General features: G+C 72.6%; 18 protein-coding genes. 9 read left to right on the forward strand and 9 right to left on the reverse strand.

The window, feature by feature from the left end; all coding sequences use genetic code 11:
- The first annotated feature begins 27 nt into the window (after positions 1–27).
- Both ACZ56E_RS12085 and ACZ56E_RS12090 read left to right on the forward strand, forming a co-directional pair.
- Positions 28–1,746: a DUF885 domain-containing protein gene (locus tag ACZ56E_RS12085; RefSeq protein ID WP_471213509.1), complete on the forward strand. Its 1,719-nt coding sequence runs from the start codon at positions 28–30 to the stop codon at positions 1,744–1,746.
- A complete protein-coding gene (locus ACZ56E_RS12090; RefSeq protein WP_471213510.1) occupies positions 1,743–2,675 on the forward strand; it encodes an ATP-grasp domain-containing protein in 933 nt (310 codons plus the stop codon). Before ACZ56E_RS12085 ends, ACZ56E_RS12090 begins: the two co-directional genes overlap by 4 nt.
- Here the strand turns inward: ACZ56E_RS12090 and ACZ56E_RS12095 are convergent.
- Both ACZ56E_RS12095 and ACZ56E_RS12100 read right to left on the reverse strand, forming a co-directional pair.
- Entirely contained in the window at positions 2,644–3,489 is an 846-nt protein-coding gene (locus tag ACZ56E_RS12095) for an SDR family oxidoreductase (RefSeq protein ID WP_471213513.1), read from the reverse strand. The two genes, ACZ56E_RS12090 and ACZ56E_RS12095, sit on opposite strands and share 32 nt — an antisense overlap.
- A 122-nt stretch (positions 3,490–3,611) precedes the next feature.
- Complete coding sequence (locus tag ACZ56E_RS12100) at positions 3,612–4,130, reverse strand: rhodanese-like domain-containing protein (RefSeq protein WP_471213515.1); 519 nt, start codon at positions 4,128–4,130, stop codon at positions 3,612–3,614.
- A gap of 456 nt (positions 4,131–4,586) precedes the next feature.
- On the opposite strand from ACZ56E_RS12100, the gene ACZ56E_RS12105 reads away from it, so the two are divergent.
- From ACZ56E_RS12105 to ACZ56E_RS12115, 3 genes are all read left to right on the forward strand, one after another.
- Positions 4,587–5,327 (forward strand): S1 family peptidase, encoded by a 741-nt coding sequence (locus tag ACZ56E_RS12105; protein ID WP_471213518.1) that lies wholly within the window; start codon positions 4,587–4,589, stop codon positions 5,325–5,327.
- A 140-nt stretch (positions 5,328–5,467) separates the two neighbouring features.
- Positions 5,468–5,914, forward strand: a complete 447-nt coding sequence (locus ACZ56E_RS12110) for an Lrp/AsnC family transcriptional regulator (RefSeq protein ID WP_468610752.1) — start codon at positions 5,468–5,470, stop codon at positions 5,912–5,914.
- Between the two features lie 91 nt (positions 5,915–6,005).
- A complete protein-coding gene (locus tag ACZ56E_RS12115; RefSeq protein WP_471213522.1) occupies positions 6,006–6,683 on the forward strand; it encodes a hypothetical protein in 678 nt (225 codons plus the stop codon).
- Positions 6,684–6,754: 71 nt separating this feature from the next.
- Here ACZ56E_RS12115 and ACZ56E_RS12120 read toward each other — a convergent pair whose 3' ends face one another.
- Positions 6,755–7,303 carry a YciI family protein gene (locus tag ACZ56E_RS12120; RefSeq protein WP_471213524.1) on the reverse strand — a complete coding sequence of 183 codons (549 nt, stop codon included), beginning with the start codon at positions 7,301–7,303 and terminating at the stop codon, positions 6,755–6,757.
- Positions 7,304–7,362: 59 nt separating this feature from the next.
- A complete protein-coding gene (locus ACZ56E_RS12125) occupies positions 7,363–7,815 on the reverse strand; it encodes a DUF6326 family protein (RefSeq protein ID WP_471213526.1) in 453 nt (150 codons plus the stop codon).
- Between the two features lie 162 nt (positions 7,816–7,977).
- Between ACZ56E_RS12125 and ACZ56E_RS12130 the strand changes: the two genes are divergently transcribed.
- Together ACZ56E_RS12130 and ACZ56E_RS12135 are read left to right on the forward strand one after the other, a co-directional pair.
- Positions 7,978–9,117 (forward strand): sensor histidine kinase, encoded by a 1,140-nt coding sequence (locus tag ACZ56E_RS12130; RefSeq protein ID WP_471213528.1) that lies wholly within the window; start codon positions 7,978–7,980, stop codon positions 9,115–9,117.
- Entirely contained in the window at positions 9,114–9,770 is a 657-nt protein-coding gene (locus tag ACZ56E_RS12135; protein WP_471213530.1) for a response regulator, read from the forward strand. The genes ACZ56E_RS12130 and ACZ56E_RS12135 overlap by 4 nt, the downstream gene beginning before the upstream one ends.
- Before the next feature lie 95 nt (positions 9,771–9,865).
- Here ACZ56E_RS12135 and ACZ56E_RS12140 read toward each other — a convergent pair whose 3' ends face one another.
- From ACZ56E_RS12140 to ACZ56E_RS12150, 3 genes are all read right to left on the reverse strand, one after another.
- The gene (locus ACZ56E_RS12140; RefSeq protein ID WP_471213532.1) at positions 9,866–12,958 is read right to left on the reverse strand and encodes an AAA family ATPase; all 3,093 of its coding nucleotides are present in this window, start codon (positions 12,956–12,958) and stop codon (positions 9,866–9,868) included.
- A complete protein-coding gene (locus tag ACZ56E_RS12145) occupies positions 12,955–14,118 on the reverse strand; it encodes an exonuclease SbcCD subunit D (protein ID WP_471213534.1) in 1,164 nt (387 codons plus the stop codon). Before ACZ56E_RS12145 ends, ACZ56E_RS12140 begins: the two co-directional genes overlap by 4 nt.
- Before the next feature lie 71 nt (positions 14,119–14,189).
- Entirely contained in the window at positions 14,190–14,816 is a 627-nt protein-coding gene (locus ACZ56E_RS12150) for a YigZ family protein (protein ID WP_362988575.1), read from the reverse strand.
- 131 nt (positions 14,817–14,947) lie between these two features.
- Between ACZ56E_RS12150 and ACZ56E_RS12155 the strand changes: the two genes are divergently transcribed.
- Entirely contained in the window at positions 14,948–15,631 is a 684-nt protein-coding gene (locus ACZ56E_RS12155) for a 4'-phosphopantetheinyl transferase family protein (protein WP_471213536.1), read from the forward strand.
- A gap of 111 nt (positions 15,632–15,742) precedes the next feature.
- Here ACZ56E_RS12155 and ACZ56E_RS12160 read toward each other — a convergent pair whose 3' ends face one another.
- Positions 15,743–16,444: a transcriptional regulator gene (locus ACZ56E_RS12160; RefSeq protein ID WP_471213538.1), complete on the reverse strand. Its 702-nt coding sequence runs from the start codon at positions 16,442–16,444 to the stop codon at positions 15,743–15,745.
- A 149-nt stretch (positions 16,445–16,593) separates the two neighbouring features.
- Between ACZ56E_RS12160 and ACZ56E_RS12165 the strand changes: the two genes are divergently transcribed.
- On the forward strand, positions 16,594–17,049 hold the full coding sequence (locus tag ACZ56E_RS12165; protein WP_398306810.1) for a tellurite resistance TerB family protein: 456 nt from the start codon (positions 16,594–16,596) through the stop codon (positions 17,047–17,049).
- A gap of 104 nt (positions 17,050–17,153) precedes the next feature.
- Here the strand turns inward: ACZ56E_RS12165 and ACZ56E_RS12170 are convergent, their stop codons facing one another.
- Complete coding sequence (locus tag ACZ56E_RS12170) at positions 17,154–18,086, reverse strand: M56 family metallopeptidase (RefSeq protein WP_468610731.1); 933 nt, start codon at positions 18,084–18,086, stop codon at positions 17,154–17,156.
- Positions 18,087–18,090 lie beyond the last annotated feature (4 nt).

An 18,090-nucleotide genomic window follows, 5' to 3' on the forward strand; every position in this document is an offset into this window, starting at 1 on the left:
ACCCGTCCCTCGTACGAGGATGTCCGCATGTCAGCCTCGAAGAACCCGCATCCGAACACCGGACCCCTGCCCCGCGCCGTCGCCGACGCGTACGTCGACGAGCTCATCGCCCTCGACCCCATCACGGGCACCTACCTCGGCGTGAAGGAGAGCAACAGCAAGCTCCCCGACACCTCCCCCGAGGGCCAGGAGGCGCTGGCGCGGCTGGCACGCACGACCCTGGCACGGCTGGCCGAGGCCGAGGCGCGGCCCGGCGCGGACAGCGATGTCGAGCGCCGCTGCGGTCGGCTCCTGCGCGAGCGGCTCACCGCGCAGCTGGCCGTGCACGAGGCCGAGGAAGGGCTGCGCGCCGTCGGCAATTTGCACACGATGCCGCATCAGGTGCGGGAGATCTTCACCGTGTCCCCCGTGGACACGGAGGACGACTGGGCGGCGCTCGCCGAGCGGCTGCGTGCCGTACCGGCCGCTCTGGAGGGTTACCGCGCGTCGCTCGAACTCGGCCTGGAACGCAAGCTGTACGGAGCTCCGCGCCCCACCGACACGTTCATCGGGCAGCTCACCGAGTGGGCGGGGGCGGCCGGCGGCGGCGCGAGCGGGCGCGGCTGGTTCGAGGAATTCGCGTCCGCGGGCCCCGAAAAGCTGCGCGCCGACCTGGACGCCGCGGCGCTTGGCGCCACCGAGTCCGTCGTGGCGCTGCGCGACTGGATGCGGGACGTCTACGCGCCCGCGATCCAGGGCTCCCCCGACATCGTGGGCCGCGAGCGATACGCCCGCCTGTCCCGCGAGTGCAACGGCACCGATCTGGACCTCGACGAGGCATACGCGTACGGCTGGTCGGAGTTCCACCGGCTGCTCGCCGAAATGCGGACCGAGGCCGAGAAGATCCTGCCCGGCGCGGCCACACCGTGGGTGGCGCTCGCCCACCTCGACGAGCACGGGGCGCACATCGAGGGCGTGGAGGAGGTGCGGGTCTGGCTGCAGGAGCTCATGGACGAAGCCATCGACGCCTTGGACGGCACGCACTTCGAACTGGCCGAGCGGGTACGGAAGGTGGAGTCCCACATCGCGCCGCCCGGTGGCGCCGCCGCGCCGTACTACACGGCCCCGACGGAAGATTTCTCCCGCCCGGGCCGCACCTGGCTGCCGACGATGGGCGAGACCCGCTTCCCTGTCTACGACCTCGTCTCCACCTGGTACCACGAGGGCGTGCCCGGCCATCACCTCCAGCTCGCCCAGTGGGCGCACGTCGCGGAGGACCTCTCCCGCTACCAGGCGACCGTCGGCATCGTCAGCGCCAACGCCGAGGGCTGGGCGCTGTACGCGGAGCGGCTCATGGACGAGCTGGGCTTCCTCACCGACCCCGAGCGCAGGCTCGGCTATCTGGACGCCCAGATGATGCGGGCGCTGCGGGTCATCGTCGACATCGGCATGCACCTGGAGCTGGAGATTCCGGCGGATTCGCCTTTCCGTCCGGGTGAGCGCTGGACGCCCGACCTCGCCCAGGAGTTCTACGACGCGCACTGCAGCCGCCCCACGGACTATGTGGCGAGCGAGATGACGCGCTACCTCACCATTCCGGGCCAGGCCATCGGCTACAAGCTGGGTGAGCGTGCCTGGCTGCTCGGCCGGGAGAACGCGCGGCGTCGGCACGGCGACGCGTTCGACGCCAAGGCGTGGCACATGGCCGCGCTGTCGCAGGGCTCGCTGGGCCTCGACGACCTGGTGACCGAATTGTCCGAGCTGTGAGCTCCGCGTTCCTCTTCCCGTCCGATCCCCTGCGCGCCACGCGGCCCGACCCCGAGTTCGCGCCGGAGGTCACGGCCGCGCGCGCGACGGGTGCCGAGGTCGCCCTCGTCGACCACGACGCGCTGCTGGCCGGTGACGCGGCTCGCGCCGTCGGACGGGTGCCGCGCGGGTCGGGGCCGTACTGGTACCGGGGGTGGATGGTGCCGGTCGCGCGCCACGGAGAGCTGGAGCGGGCTCTCGCGGCGCGCGGCTGCGCCCTGCTCACCGGGTCCGGCGCGTACGGTCGCGCTCACGAACTGCCCGGCTGGTACGACACGTTCGAGCGGGCCTCGCTCACGCCGCGCAGCGTCTGGTGCGCGGCGGCTCCGGGTGAGCCGCCCTCGGCCGAGCGGCTCACGGACCTCGTGGCGCCGCTCGGCCCCGGCCCGGGGATCGTCAAGGATTACGTGAAGTCCCGCAAGCACGAGTGGGACGAGGCGTGCTTCGTACCCGAACTGGCCGACAGCGCGCGGCTGTCCGAGGTCGTCGACCGGTTCTTCGCGCTCCAGGAGGAGACTCTCGCGGGCGGGTTGGTGGTACGCGCCTATGAGCCGTTCGTCGCGGGAGGCGAGGCCCGCGTGTGGTGGCTGGACGGAGAAGCGCTGCTCGTGACCGCACATCCGGACACCCCGGACCGGTCCCCCGAGCCCGAACTCGACGCTGTGCGAGGGGCGGTGGCGGAGCTCGGCTGCCGGTTCGTGACGACGGATCTCGCGCTGCACTCGGACGGGCGGTGGCGGGTCGTGGAGGTGGGTGACGGACAGGTCAGCGGGCTGCCGCGGGGGGCCCGGGACACCACGGCCACCACCGCGCTGTACACCGGCCTGGCAGGCGCCCCCGCGGGTCGGGACGGCGACGTCAGTGGCGACAGCCACCCTCCGAGTCGATGACCTGGCCGGTGATCCACTCGGCCTCGTCCGTGGCGAGCCACGCGATGAGCCGGGCCGGGTCGTCCGGCATCCCCCACCGGCCCGCCGGGAAGCACGCGGCGACCGCCTCGTACGCCTCACCGGTGAGGTAACCCGTGTCCACGGGGCCGGGGTTGACGCAGTTCACGGTGATGGCGAGGTCGGCAAGCGCGGTGGCGAGCGTGCGGGTCGCGGACGCCAGCGCGCCCTTCTGCAGGCTGTACGCGATCTCGTCCGGCATGCCGCCCGCGATGTCCTGCCCGGACGTCATCATCATGACGCGCCCGCCAGGAGTACGGTCCGGCAACCGCGCACGCAGCCGGGCGTACGCCTGGACGAGCAGGATCACGGAGCGGGTGTCGACCGCCCAGTGCGCGTCGAGCATCGCCGCGTCGATCGCGTCGAGCGTTCCGTCGCTGCCGCTCAGCGCGTGGTTGGCGACGAGGATGTCGATCCGGCCGCCGAGCGCGTCGGCGGCCGTGTCGATCAGGCGGGCCGGGGCGTCGGTCTCCGTCAGGTCGCCCGGCCCCGCGTGGACCGGCGCGTCCGGGTCGCCGAGTGCTTCGCGCACCCCGGCGAGGACGGCCTCCGGGCGGTCGGCGCCCCAAGGCATCGCCGCGTCTTGCGGGACGTGGTGGTGCAGATAGACCCCGGCGCCGTACGCGGCGAGCCGCCGGGCGACGGCGTATCCGATGCCGCCGCGTCGGCTGGCCCCGGTGACGAGCGCGGTGCGTCCGCGCAACGGGAGCGGGTCACGGCGGAGTTGGGCGGGTGAGGGCTGCGGCAGGTGAGGCATGACAGACCATGCTGGACTCCCGGGCCCGCACGCGCACCCGGATTTTTCGCGCCTCCCGGGCGCGTGGGCGCTGTCCCGGGCGCGTTGGGCGCTGCGCCGGGGCAGGCGGGCGGACGTGGCCGTCAGCAGCCGCAGTCGTCGGCGTCCACCGGCGCGGTGAGCGCGTCGGGAGCGTGCCGCTCGCGGCCCTGCCACGTCTCGTACGCGAAGCCCTCGCGCGCCCAGTACTCGAAGCCGCCCAGCATCTCCTTGACCTGAAAGCCCAGTTGGGCGAGGGCGAGGGCCGCGCGGGTGGCGCCGTTGCAGCCGGGCCCCCAGCAGTAGGTGACGACCGGCACCGACTTGTCGAGGAGCGCTTCCGCCTGCTCGGGGATGAGGGCGGTCGGCAGGTGGACGGCGCCGGGGATGTGCCCTTGGTCCCAGGAGGCGGTGGAGCGGGTGTCGATCACGACGAAACCCGGGTCGCCGCCGGCGGCGAGGGTGGCGGCCACGTCGGATACGTCGGCGTGGAAGGCGAGGCTGGCGCCGAAGAACGCGGCGGCTGCCGCCGGTGAGGCGGGAGGCACGCTCAGGACCCGGTTCGCACCCGGGCTCCCGGCTTCCGTGGCGTTCGTGTTGTTCATGTTGTCCGTCTTGTTCATGGCGAAAAATCTACGGCCGGCGGCCGGAAGGCTGAAGCGCCGAATCCCGGCGTTCCGCCGATGACGCCGACGAATCCCCGGCACATCGCGCGTACGGCACGACTTTCCCGCGTCAGCCGTACAGGCGGGTCCAACAGGGTTGTCGCGAAAGGGCGTTGGCAAGGCCACACCCCTTCCGCCGAGAATGGTCCGTACCAGGAATCGGTTTGATCATGCAGTGGGTCGCAAGCCCACCCACAGCACCCCGGTCGTCACCGAGCCGCCCGAACGATGACGCCGCACAGGAAGCCCCGCCCGCCTCTTGCGCCGCGCACAACTCCTCTGCCAGATTCACCTCTGCCGCACATGGCATGCACGCGACAGAAGAACCCGCCTTCCGAGCGTGCCCTCGGGCTGCATACCTATGCGGCCTTGTCCTCATCCAGGACGCTTCACCCCCACACAATGGAGACGAACATGCGTATATCCAGACTCGTCCCCGCGCTCGCGGCCACCGCCCTCGCCGTTCTGGGGCTCGCCCCCACGGCAGCGGCCCAGGCCGCGGCCCGCGCGGACGCCCCCACCGTGGCGGCGAGCAGCAACGGCCCCCAGCCGATCATCGGCGGCGGTTACGCCAGCAACGCGCCCTGGGCCGCCAGGCTCTTCTCCAACGGCCGGCAGACCTGCAGCGCCACGATCATCGCCCCGACCTGGATCCTCACCGCGAAGCACTGCGTCAGCGGCGGCGGCCTCTCCTTCCGCATCGGCAGCCTCGACCAGACGTCCGGCGGCACCACGGCCAACGGCATCAGCATCAGGAACCACCCGTCCTCGGACCTGTCCCTGGTCCAGCTGGACCGCTCCGTGGCGGGCACCTACGCGCGCCTCGGCAGCCCGGGCTCCGTGTCGGTGGGCCAGACCGTGCAGGTGTACGGCTGGGGGGCGACCTCCCAGTGCGGCTCGGAGATCAACTGTCAGTCCCGGCTCCTGAAGGTCGCCAACGTCGTGGTGACCGGCGGCTGCCGTGACGCGTACCAGGGCCAGGCCATCTGTGCCCGGCGCGGCGACGGCATCACCGCGGGCGGCGACTCGGGCGGCCCGATGATGGCCAACGGCGTACAGGTGGGCGTGGCCTCCACGAGTGACCGCCAGACCACGACGGCGTACACGAACGTGACGGCGTACCGCTCCTGGATCCAGAGCATCGCGGGCGTCTGACACCCACGCTGCAAGCCACGCCGCAACCCGCACTGACACCCGCACTGGTACCCGCACTCGGGTCCTCGGTTACGACTCGGGTACGAACAATCCCCGGCCGCCTCTTGAACGGCCGGGGATTTCCCTGTTACCTCTCGGGGATGACCGGATATTCCACGGACGCCACCGACTGGCGCATACTCGACGTCCTCCAGCGGGAGGGCCGCGCCAGCTACGCCGAGTTGGCGCGCGCCGTCTCGATGTCCGCGAGCGCCGTCACCGAACGCGTGCGGCGCCTGGAGGAGGCGGGTGTGATCCAGGGGTACGCGGCGGTGGTGGACCCGGACCGCCTCGGCCTGCCGATCCTCGCGTTCGTACGCCTCCGCTACCCGACCGGAAACTACAAGCCCTTCCACGACCTGGTCGAGGTGACTCCGGAGATCCTGGAGGCGCACCACGTCACGGGCGACGACTGCTTCGTCATCAAGGTCGCCGCCCGCTCGATGCAGCACCTGGAAGAGGTGTCGGGCAGGATCGGCTCACTCGGCTCGGTGACGACCAGCGTCGTCTACTCCTCTCCTCTGCCCCGCAGACCACTGGGCCGCTGACGACCACTGGGCGGCTGTCCCCTCCGGGGGAGAGAGTGGTAACGTCGCTCTCTTCTCCGGCCCGGCCGGACGGAGTCCAGTCAGGCACCCCATGACCGACCCGCACCAGCGCCTCCAGAACGCCCTCGACGCCCTGGACATCGCCTTCGCCCCGCTCGCCGACCTGCCGTTCCCCGTGAGCGGCTGCACCTACTGCTACGCCGAGTCCGACCTCGAAGCCGTCGCCGGGCCCGTGCACCTGGTGCCGGAAGACCTGATCCCGTACGTCGCCCATGAAGCGACGAACCACTGGGACGACTTCCCCGGCCTGTACCGCAGACTGACCCCCCGCATCGTGCGTGCGCTCACCGAGGGCCGGCTCCACAACGCCATGGTCGCCTCCCGCTTCCTCGCCGCGGGTTGGCGGGACTGGCCCGCGCCCGAACAAGCGGCGCTGGAGGAGGTCTGGCACGCGTGGTGGCGCTCGACCCTGCACACTCACCCCAGCACCACACCAATCCACGACCTTCTCGAAACACTCGCAGTCACCACAGGCACCCTCACCCCCTGGCTGACCGAATGGGCGGCAACCCGCACGGAGGCATCCGCCCGTCACCTCAAGGACGCCCTCGACATCTGGCTCATCGAGGACGACATCGCCGACCTGCAACTCGGCTTCTACGACGAGCTGTACGCCGCACCTCAACTGCTCCGCTGGCTCTGCTCCCTGGAAAGGGGACGCATCAACACCGCCCAGCTCAGGGAGATAGAGCGCATCGTGTGCGGCTGAGAGGACGCTTCACATCAAGCCCCGTTCTCCGGCGCGGCGGCGGTGCGGCCGACCTCAACACCTCCGGTTCATCACGACCGCCCGCCGAACTGCCAGTTGTGGACCTCGATGTCGGCGTACCGGTCCGAGGTCAGGACGGTCCGTGCCGTGTCCGGGTCCGGCGCCCTGACCAACGCCGCCGTACCCAGCCACTCAGCTCCGCTGTCGGACAGCAGCGGCCCGTAGGCGATCAACTCGTCCTGAACGAGCGGCACGGCGACATCGGCGGCCCGTCCCGCACCCAGGCCGAGCACCAGATACCGGTTGCCGCCGGTCCGGCCGCCGGGGAAGTCCCACATGGTGCGCCCCAACACGTTGCGCCACCGTCGCAGCAGCACGTCCCGGTAGACGCCGGCCTGGTAGTTCGGTTCATCGAAGGCAAACGCGCGGGCAGCGGCGGGATCGGGCAGGTCGACGATGTGCAGGCTTCCGGTGGGTGTGTCGCCGTCGTCGGAGAAGGTCGGCCCCCGGGCGATCATCTCCTTCGCACACCCGTCCATATAGGACCAGTGCTCTTCCAACAGCTCGTCACGCAGCGGCAGGGATCCGGGCCGGTCACGGTGATAGCAGAGAAACTCCATGCCAAAGGATCTCTTCAGGAGACGGCCGGGTCCAGCAGTTCCCGTGAAGACCTGAGCCCTCAGATCCCACCCGCTGCCGCACCACCTACCTGGGGCCAGGTCCAGGCGTACCGCAGGATGAGGGCGAGAACGATTACTTCCAGTGCGACGCCAAGACCGTAGAAGTACGTCCAGGACTCGCCCACCGCGTTGAATGCCGCGAAGGGGACCTGTACCGAGGCCACGATGAGGTTCGTGATGCGGTTTGCCCGGGCGGGCAGCGTCATCGACAGCACGACCATGAGGATCGGGATCGCCATGAGCACGAGGAAGGCGGTCAACAACGTCTGGCTGATGTTGAACTCCCAGACGATGCCGGCCTCGATGTCATCGATGACGCCGGGCTTGAAGAAGGCGAGGATGTCCACGTAGACGTACAGGAACAGGAAGCTTGTCCACGCTGCGGCGAGCTTGGCTCTCACCGGGATCTGCTCGTTTTCCAGTGCGGTCGTGGTGGGTTGACGCGTTCTCATCACAGGCTCCGTTGTTGTGGTGAGGGCTGGTGGGCCCACGATCGGTGAGCCCGGCGGCGCGCACATCGGCGTCGAGGCCGGATCCGCCTCGGCCGATGGGAGAAGCGGCGTCTCGTTCTTTCGGTCGGTCCCCGACGCCTCGGCGGTCCCTAAGCTGGGAGCGTGACCACCAACGCCCTGGGCTCGCTGTGGGCCGAGCCCCGCGCCACGGACGCTCCCGAACGGGTGTCGCGCGACTGGGTGCTGGTCGGGGTGTCGATGGTGACGGCGCTGCTCGAAGGGGTCCTTCGGGACGACGTCGCCTGGCGGCCGTTTGCGACCATCGTGGCGGTCGGACTTGCGCCGGTGCTGCTGTGGCGGCGTACCCACCCGTTGGCCTGTGTCGTGGTGGCCTTCGGCACCGCGATGGCGTTGGGACTGGCGAGCCTGCTGGGCGGGGCCCCGAGCGTGGGCCTCGACACGATGTTCTACGTCCTGGTGCTCGTCTACGCGCTGGTCCGCTGGGGTTCGGGGCGCGAGATCGTGATCGGGCTGGCGGTGGTGGCGGTCGCTGCGGGGATCGGTACGGTCGCCGACTACACCGGGCCGGCCGACGTCATCGGCGGGTTCGCCGTCCTGACGGCGGCGGCGGGCGGAGCGGCGTTCCGCTACCGCGCCGAGAGCTGGCGCCGGGCGTTGGACCAGAGCCGCAGCCAGGAGCGGGTCGGCCTCGCGCGCGAGCTGCACGACATCGTCGCCCACCACGTCTCGGCGATCGCTGTGCAGGCGCAGGCGGGCCGGGCGATGGCCGGGCAGCGACCTGAAGCGGCGCTCGAGGCGCTGGTGGTCATCGAAGGGGAAGCGTCGCGGACGCTCGCGGACATGCGGGCGATGGTCCGGGTGCTGCGCGACGGAGCGCCGGCGGAGTGCGCCCCTCAGCCCGGCGTTGCCGACCTGGTGTCCCTCGCCCGACGCGCCCCGGTCCCGGTCGTCGACGTAGAGCTGCCGGACGACAGGGGCGAACTTCCGCCCCAGGTCGACGCGGCGGTCTACCGGCTGGCGCAAGAGGCGCTGACCAACGCCCTGCGGCACGCCCGCAACGCCTCGCGTGTGGAGATCCGGGTCATAGAGGGCGCGGGAACGCTGCGACTGCGCGTCACCGACGACGGACAGATCGACCCGGCTCGGTCGGTGCACCACGGCTTCGGGCTGCTGGGGATGACCGAGCGCGTGCAGCTGCTCGGCGGCACGCTGCGTGCCGGCCCTGCGCCCGAGGGCGGGTGGACGGTCGACGCCGAAATGCCGACGAGGGTGGGCCGATGACGGTACGCGTGCTGGTGGCCGACGACCAGGATCTGGTGCGCACCGGCCTTTCGATGATCCTTGACGCGCAGCCCGACATCGAGGTCGTCGGTCAGGCCGCCGACGGCCACGCCGCCGTCGAGCTGGCGCAGCGGCTCCGCCCCGACGTGTGCCTGGTCGACATCCAGATGCCCGGGCTCGACGGCATCGAGGTGACCAAGCTCCTCGCGGGGCGGGACGTCCCGGACCCGATCGCGGTAGTGGTGATCACGACATTCGACCTCGACGAGTACGTCCAGGGCGCCCTCCGGGCCGGCGCCCGAGGCTTCCTGCTCAAGGACGCCGGACCGGCGCTGCTCGTCCAGGCCGTCCATGCCGCCGCCGTCGGCGATGCCCTGATCGCGCCGAACATCACCCGGCGGCTGCTGGCCACCCTGGCCGCCAAGGAACCGTCGAGCCGACGGACCCGACCGATCGAGCCGCTCACCGAACGCGAGGAGGAGGTGCTGACGCTGGTCGCCCGTGGCCGCACGAACGCCGAGATCGCCGCCGAGCTGTTCATCGGCTTGACGACCGCCAAGACCCACGTCGCCAGCCTGCTGGCCAAAATCGGCGCCCGCAACAGGGTCGAGATCGCGATGTGGGCCTACGACACCGGCCGGGTGGGGCCCTGAACCTGGGCCCACCGCGCTGCAGTTCCTCGGCGAGCGCGTCCGGCTCGCTCCGGCGCGCCGTGATCCGCTCCAGCTCGGGCCGTGGATCTGGGCCCTCACCCACCGCCCCGCTGCCGCACCGCCGACCCCGCCCGGCCCTTCACGACCTCCAGTTGTGCGTGGACGCGTCGTCGGAGGTCTGCGACGTGGCTGACGATGCCTACGCTGCGGTCGCGTTCGCGTAGGGAGTCCAGGACGTCCAGGACCTCGTCGAGGGTCTGGTCGTCGAGGCTGCCGAAGCCCTCGTCGATGAAGAGGGTGTCCAGGCGGACACCGCCCGCCTCGTCCGTGACGACGTCGGCCAGGCCCAGTGCCAGTGCGAGGGAGGCAAAGAAAGTCTCTCCGCCCGACAGGGTCGCCGTGTCGCGTTCGCGGCCCGTCCAGGCGTCGACGACGTGCAGGCCCAGGCCCGAACGGCCGCGGCCCGTGCGGTCGTCGGAGTGGACGAGGGTGTAGCGCCCGGACGACATGCGTCGTAGCCGTACAGTCGCGGCCGCAGCCACCTGTTCCAGGCGGGCGGCGAGCACGTACGACTCCAGGCGCATGCGGCGTTCATTGTCCGCCGAGGTGCCCGCGGTGAGTCCTGCGAGCCGGGCCACCCTGTCGTACGCGGCCCGCAGAGGGCCCAGCTTGCGCATCGTGGCGAGCGAGCGGACGGAGAGCCGGTCCAGTTCGGCACAGCGTCGCGCGGCGGCGTCCCGCGCGGAGGCGGCGTCCCGCAGGCGTCGCCCCGCCGCCTCGGCCGCGGCCTGTGCGGTCGGGAGGTCGGCGGGCGGCTGCTGGGCGGCGGCGGCCGTGTCCGGCTCGGCGAGGACGGAGCGCACCGCGGCCTCTTCGTTCCGCCAGGCGTCGATGCGGTGCTGGATCTCGCGGTACCGGGCGTCGTCGAGCAGGGCGTCCGCCGCGGCCGTCGGCGTGTCGAACCCGGCGCGGAAGGCCGCGTCGGCGAGTCGCGCGTCGGCGGTTTTCAGGCGCTCGGCGGTGTCGTCGGCGGCGCGGGCGGCGTCGGCGGCCTCGGTGAGGAGTGCGGCCTGCCGCTCCAGCTGGGCGGCGCGTGCGGCGACACTGTCCGCGGCGCCCCGCGCGCGCGTCAACTCCGCTTCCAGTGAGAGCTGTTCGCGTTCCAGGGCGTCGCGGAGCGTCGCACGGGACGCGGCGCGCCGGGCGGCCTCCTGCTGCTCTGCGAGCCTGCGGTCGTACTCGCGCTCCGCCTGCGCCAGCGCCTCCCGGGCGGCGTGCAATCCGGAGGCACGGTCTCGGGCTTCCGCGTATGCCTGTCGCAACTCTGTGACGGCCGTGGCGAGTTCGTCGGCCGTGGGCTGGGTGTCGGAGGGCGCTTCCTTGGAGTCGGTCTCGTCGGCGGTGCTCGTCTCGTTCGGTTCCGTCACCGGGCCGCTGCCGGCCGCGGCCGTCGCTGCGGCCAGTGATCCCCGTACGTCCCCGAGAGCGCGCTCGGCGGCGGCGCGGGCCTCGTCCGCGCGGCGGTGCTCGGCGAGGGCGGCCTCCTCGGTGTGGCGGTCCACGTGTCCGGCGATCTTCCGCGCGGGCGCGGGGTGCTCCGTGGCGCCGCATACCGCGCAGGGTTCACCGTCGGTCAGGTGCGCGGCCAGTTCGGCGGCGATGCCGGTGAGGCGCTGCTCCTTGAGGGCGAGCCAGTGTTCGTGCGCGGCGGTGGCGGACTCGCGGGCGGCGAGGGCACGTTCCTTCGCCGCCGCCGCGTCCTCGGCGAGGCGGTCGCGGCGGCGGGCCGCGTCGAGGCGGGCCTGGGCCGGTTCGAGCCGGCCCGCGAGGCGCTCGGCGCGGGTGGCGGCTTCCTGGGCGGACTCGATGCGCTCCTGGAGCGCGGCCCGGGTGGCCTCCCAGCCGTCGAGCCAGCCGGACGCGTCCTGGAGCAGTTCATCGTCGGCCCGCTCCTGGCGGTCCAGCGTCGCGCGTTCCGCGGTGATCTCGGCGGTCCGCCGCTCGGCGCGCCGAGCCGATGTGAGACCGCCCAGCTCCTCGGCCGCCGTGCGCGCGGCGGCGGCGAGGCCCGCGGCGCCGGCGGAGGCGAACGTCGCGGGCAACAGGCCACGCGCGTGTGCCTCCGCTTCCGTGGCACGCCGGTGTTCGGTGTCGGCGGTGTCGCGCAGACCGAGCGCGGGCGCGACCGTCTCGGCCTTGCGGGCCCGTTGCAGACGCTCTTCGAGGTCGCGCTGTTCGTCCACGCGCGCGTGGAGCCGCGCGGCGCGTGACTGCGCCTCGGCGAAACGGCCCTGCAACCGGTCGAGTTCGCGTACGTCACCGAGCCTGCGCTCCGCTGCCGCCTGGGCGGATTCGGCGGCTGTGAGCGCGCAGTCCGCGACAGTGAGGCGCTCCCGCGCGCTCGTGCGGGCGACGGCCGCCCAGGTGAGGACGGCGTCCGCCAGGCCCGGGTCGCCGGGCGCGAGGTCCGGCAGGGGCACTTCGGCGTCCCGGCCGCCGTCGTCCGCGGCCTGCTGCATGCGGTGCGCGTCGGCGAGGAGCGCGGCGTCCCCGTCCTTGACCTCGGCCTCGGTGGTGCGCCGCTGCTCGGCGAGCCGCTGTTCCACGGCGGCGAACCTGCGCGTGTCGAAGAGCCGCCCGAGCAGCTTGCCGCGCGCCTCCGCGTCCGCGCGCAGGAACCGCGCGAAGTCACCCTGGGGCAGGAGCACGACCTGGCAGAACTGCTCCTTGCTCATGCCGAGGAGCTGGGTGATCTCCTCGCCGATCTCCTGGTGGGACCGGCTCAGGTCCTTCCAGGCGCCCGGGGTCGCCGCGGCGTCGTACTCGCGCAGCCAGCTCTGGGCCTTCTCCGTGGTGGTGCCCGTGCCGCGCTTCTTGGGGCGCGCCCACGGCGGCTGGCGGGTGATCTCCAGGCGCCGCCCGGCAACGGTGAGTTCGAGGCACACTTCTGTGCGCGTGCCCTGCTCCGCGTGGTCGCTGCGCAGCGTCATGCCCTGTCCGCTGCCCTGCCGGGCGCCCGGCACCGAGCCGTAGAGGGCGAAGCACACGGCGTCCAGGACGGAGGTCTTGCCGGCGCCGGTCGGGCCGTGCAGCAGGAACAGTCCGGCGGCGCTGAGGTCGTCGAAGTCGATGTCCTGGGTGGTGCCGAAGGGCCCGAAGGCGGTGATGCGGAGCCGGTGGAGCCTCATCGGGCGACCTCGCTGAGCGTGGCGTCGGTGCGGACCGCGTCGAACGCCGACCGCAGTACTTCCTGTTCCTCCTCGTCGGGCCCCGCACCGCGCACATGGGTCACGAAGTCCTCGGCGACCTGCTGGTCGCTGCGGCCCTTGAGGCGCTGGGCGTACGAGACGTCCGGGTCGTCAGGGGCCCGGTCCGGGGCGAAGACGAGGCTGAGGGTGTGCGGGAACCGCTCGCAGAGGCGGGCCATCGGGTCGTCGGGGCGGACCGCGTCGGTGAGGGTGGCCTCGACCCACGCCTCTTCGTGGCGGGCGAGACCGGGGTCGTCGAGCAGGTCGTCGAGGGTGCCCCTGATGCGGGCCAGCAGGCGCGGCACGGGGCAGTCGACGCGCTCGGCGTCGATGTCCCCTTCCGGGCCGAGGTCGACGAGCCACATGCTCTTGCGGTGGTCGGCCTCGGAGAAGGAGTACGGCAGGGGGGAGCCCGAGTAGCGCACGCGCGTGGAGAGGGTCTGGCTGCCGTGCAGGTGGCCGAGGGCCGCGTAGTCCACGCCTTCGAAGACTCCGGCGGGCACGGCGGCGACCCCGCCGACCGTGATGTCCCGCTCGCTCTCGCTGACCTGGCCGCCGCTGACGAAGGCGTGGGCGAGGACGACGGAGCGGGTGCCCGGCGCGCGGGCGGCGAGGTCGGCGCGCACCCGGTCCATGGCGGCTCCGAGGACCGCCTCGTGCCCCGCCTTGGCCACTCCGAAGGTGTCCTTGACGAGGGCGGGTTCGAGGTAGGGCAGGCCGTAGAACGCCACGTCCCCGTGGCGGTCGGTGAGGATCACGGGCTCCGCGCAGGCGGCCGGGTCGGTGCGCAGGTGGATGCCTGCGCGGTCGATGAGGCCCGCGCCGACGCCGAGGCGGCGCGCCGAGTCGTGGTTCCCGGAGATCATGACCGTCGGCACGCCGAGGTCCGCGAGCCGGTGCAGGGCGTCGTCGAAGAGCTCGACGGCGGCGAGCGGCGGCACCGCCCTGTCGTACACGTCCCCGGCCACCACGACGGCGTCCACGTCACGCTCGCGCACGGTCGCCAGCAGGTGACCGATGAACGCGGCCTGGGCGTCGAGCATGTTCACACGGTGGAACGATCGCCCCAGATGCCAGTCGGACGTGTGCAGAAGCCTCATGATTCCCGAGACTATCGGGCGGGTCGGACATCACGGGTGGCCACTCCCGTAACTCCTGCCGGCCGGGCTTGTCAGGCGTCCCCGTACGCCTCTCCCCCGAGCTCCAGGACGGCGCTGCCCGCGGTGGCGTCGGCCAGCCAGCCGCGGAAGGCGTCCACGTCGGCGTCGGGCAGGCCGATCTCGATCGTGACGGCATCGCCGTAGCGGACGTCGCGCACCTCGCGGCCCGCCGCCCGCAGATCGTTCTGGACCTTGCCCGCGCGCTGGTGGTCGACGGTGACGGTGGCGAGGCGGAAGCGGCGGCGGGTGACGGTGCCGAGGGTGTCCAGTGCCTCGCCGACCGCTCCTCCGTAGGCGCGGATGAGTCCGCCCGCGCCGAGTTTGACCCCTCCGTAGTAGCGTGTCACGACCGCGGCGACGTACCGCATGTCGCGGCGCATCAGCATCTGCAGCATCGGGACGCCCGCGGTGCCGCCGGGCTCGCCGTCGTCGCTCGCCTTCTGCACGGCGGCGTCGGCCCCGATGACGTACGCGAAGCAGTTGTGGCTGGCGGTCGGGTGTTCCTTGCGGACGCGGGCGACGAAGTCCTGGGCCTCCCGCTCGGTGGCCGCGGGTGCCAGGGCGCACAGGAAGCGCGAGCGGTTGATCTCAGTCTCGTGCACGCCCTCGCGGGCCACTGTGCGGTATTCGTCCTGCATCACGCCAGCGTAGGCGCTCCTCGGGGGCCGGCCGCGACCGGGAGGGGCGCCGGGTGGCGTAGGCCACAGCACGCGTTCCCGTGCGGGCCGCCCCGGTACCGTGATCTCTTGTGACGTCACCTTCGACAACCGTGCCCCAAGTCCCGGACCCGACGGGCCCTTTGGCAGCCCTGCTCGCCGGCGTGCCCGTCACCGTCGTCGAGACCCACGACGACCCGGCGGACGCCGTCCTCTTCCCGGAGGAGGAGGCGGTGGTCGCGAACGCGGTGGCCAAGCGGCGCAACGAGTTCACCACCGTGCGGCACTGCGCCCGCACCGCGCTGGCCCGGATCGGTGTGCCGCCCGCGCCGATCCTGCCGGGACACCGGGGCGCGCCCGGCTGGCCGGCCGGCGTCGTCGGCAGCATGACGCACTGCGCCGGGTACCGCGCGGCGGTCGTGGCCCGCGCGGGCGAGGTGATATCGCTCGGCATCGACGCGGAGCCCGGCGAGCCGCTGCGCGATCCGGACGTCCTGAACCTGGTGGCCGACGAGACGGAGCGTGCCGCGCTGGCCGCGCTCGGCTCCCGCTATCCGGCCACGCCCTGGGACCGGCTGCTCTTCAGCGCGAAGGAGTCCGTCTACAAGACGTGGTTCCCGCTCACCGGGCGGTGGCTCGGTTTCGAGGAGGCACGGGTGGAGCTGAAGCCGGACGGCACGTTCACCGCGCGGCTGCTGGTCGAGGGGCCCGTGGTGGCGGGCGTCGAACTGAAGGTGTTCGCAGGTCAGTGGGTGGTGCGGGACGGGATCGCCGCCACGGCCATCGTGCTGCGCTGAGGCCCTGGCGCCCGACGGCCGGCCGGGCCGGTGCCCGGCACGCGCGCGTGGCGCATGTCCGCCGGGTCGCCCGCGCGCGGCACGGCGGGGTGAGTCAGCGGCTGCGGCGAGTCAGCGCCCGCCCGCCGTCGCGTCCCCGTCCCCGCCCCCATCCCCCTCGGCAAGCGTCCTCCAGAACATCTCCTCGTACTGCCCCAGCAGGCGCCCGTAGCGCAGGTGTGCCGTCGTGATCCGGCCCCGGTCGAGACCGGCCTGCACCGCGGCGAGTGCCTGCCGGTCGAGGTCCGGCGCGGGCTCCGCGAAGAAGTCGAAGAACCCGCAGGCCTCGTCGCCGAAGCCGTAGTGGTCGCGCAGCGCGCGGGCGACGGTGGCGCAACAGGCGCCCCAGGCGGCGAAGTTGACGGTGAGCGCGAGGACGACGTCGGCCGGTTCGCCGTTCAGGGCGAGCCACGCCACGTACGCGGGGTAGGTCTGGCAGCCCGCCCGCGGTTCGTACGCCGCCGCCTCGGTCCTGCTCACCCCGCAGGCGTCGAGCAGCGGCGCGAGCCGTTCCCGGGCGAGGCTCTCGCCGTCGGCGAGGGTGTCGAAGAAGGCGGCGGACTCGGGGTCCTTGGCCTCGGCGGCCCGCCTGGTCAGGTGCTGGAAGGAGCGCCGGTCGGCGGGGATGACGTGCCGCTGCTCCAGTGCGAGGACGGCGACCGTCCGCGCCCGCGCCCGGCCGCCGGCGATGCGCGGCACGAGGGGGTTGGCGGCCGGGTCGGGGGCGAGGCGGGCGGCTGTGGTCCGCAGGAGCTCATGTGCCGTCGGAGTCATCACGCGCACCTTCCGCTGGGCGGGAACTTCTCGGCCCGGCTGCTAGTTTCTACTCTGCTGTAGAAATTGGCGGGGGCCCGGACTTGCGCGCAGCGTACCGGGGCCGCGCCGGACACCCCTGATTCATCAATACGTTTATGGAGTTCCCCATGGCTCTGTGGGACCGCGTCAAGGAATCCGCATCGACGATGCAGACCCAGTTGATGGCGAAGAAGAACGACCTCAAGAGCGGCGCCTTCCGCGACGCCAGCATGGCGATGTGCGCCCTGGTGGCGGCCGCCGACGGCACCGTGGACCCGTCCGAGCGCCACCGCGTCGCCCAGCTCATCGGTACGAACGAGGTGTTGCAGAACTTCCCCGCGGACGACCTGCGCCGCCGCTTCGACGAGTACGTGGACAAGCTCACCGCGGACTTCGCGTTCGGCAAGGTGAGCGTGCTCCAGGAGGTCGCCAAGGCGAAGAAGAAGCCCGCGGAGGCCCGCGCGGTGATCCAGATAGGCATCGTGATCGGCGGCGCCGACGGCGACTTCGACAAGGACGAGCAGGGCGTGGTGCGCGAGGCGTGCTTCGCGCTCGACCTGCCGCCGCACGAGTTCGACCTCTAGTCACTCCTGTAGTCACTCCTGCCGGACCGGCCCCCTGCGGCCGGTCCGCCCCCGGCGTCGACGCTCGACGCCAAGGGGCAGCGCCGGGGCGCGGAGCCGGGAGCTCAGAGCGGTGTGGCCGCCCGCAGGATGAGGACCATCGTCACGGCGGAGTTCGCCGAGGACATCGCGGACACGGCGGTGCCGACGGCCGCGGACCACAGCGCGAGCCCGACCGCCGTGAACACGGAAGGCCGGGTGCGGGCGGACGGCGCCGGGGCGAGGAGCGCGGCGACGCGGCGCGGCACCGGCCCCGGCGCCGCGAGGCCCGCGAGGGTCGGCGCGGGCACGCCCCGGGAGACCATGGCCGCCTTGCCGATGGCACGGGCGACGGCCCGCCGGTCGCGCACCGCGCCGGCCGCCGCCTCGTCGGCCCAGCGCTCGGCGGCGTAGGCCACGGAGGTGCGCAGCGGCCGCAGGAAGGGGTTCGCGCGGGCCGCCAACTGCGTGACGAGCAGGTGCCGGTGGTGCCGTGCGGAGAGGTGGGCCCGCTCGTGGGCGAACAGCGCGCGGCGCTCGGCGGACGCGAGCCGGGACAGCATGCCGGTGGTGACCACCACACGGCCGCCGGCCCGGGTCGGCAGGGCGTAGGCGTACGACGCCTCGTCGGTGAGTACGGCGACCGAGCCGCCGCGCAGCCCTTCGAGGGCGCGGCGCCCCCTGCGTCGTACGCGCGCGTGCCGCCACAGCGTGCGCGCGCACGCCGCGCACACGGCGAGCAGCGCGGGGATCGCGGCCTTCCCCGCGACCTCGTCATAGGGGACGGCCGCCCGCACCTCGGGGTCGGACCAGCCGTCCGGCAGGGGGTTGCCCGGCAGTTGGGCGGTGCCGACGACCATCAGGAGCGCCAGACAGAGCGTGCTGCACACGGCCATCACGCCGGCGACGGCGGTGAGCAGGCGGGTCGCGGTGCGCGGGTGGAGGTGCTGCTCGGCGAGGCGGGCGATCGGCCACGCGGTCAGCGGCAGCACGAGAGGCAGGAAGACGAAGACGCCCATCAGT

It is taken from the genome of Streptomyces sp. NPDC039480 (assembly GCF_055597165.1).